Origin of the sequence: Pseudomonas sp. RIT-562, from assembly GCF_026241895.1 — a bacterium.
GTDB lineage: Bacteria > Pseudomonadota > Gammaproteobacteria > Pseudomonadales > Pseudomonadaceae > Aquipseudomonas > Aquipseudomonas mandelii_F.
In genome coordinates, this window is sequence record NZ_JAPJIV010000082.1 from 1 (window position 1) to 305 (window position 305).

The window sequence follows — 305 nt, forward strand, 5'->3', positions numbered from 1 at the left end:
GACCATTGGCGACACCACCAGTGAAGTGTTTGCGACCCTGACGGCGGATAAAACCACCGTGGCTGAAGGCGGTTCGGTGACTTACACCGTGACCCTGACCACCAGCACCGGTCTGCCATTGACCAACCATCCTGAGCTGACTTTCAAGCTCACCGACGGTACGTTGATCAAAGTCCCGGCCAACAGCGTCACCGGCCAAGCGACCATCACGGCTGCTGACGACATCGCAGTGGGCGGACAACCGACCATCGTGAACAAGCTGGAAACGGTCGAAGGCGCTGGCACCTACGAAAAACTGACCCTGA

1 protein-coding gene is annotated in these 305 nt (G+C 58.7%); it reads left to right on the forward strand.

The features are described from left to right. On the forward strand, positions 1-305 hold a 305-nt coding region (locus ORL50_RS28845), incomplete at both ends, for an immunoglobulin-like domain-containing protein (protein WP_266020114.1).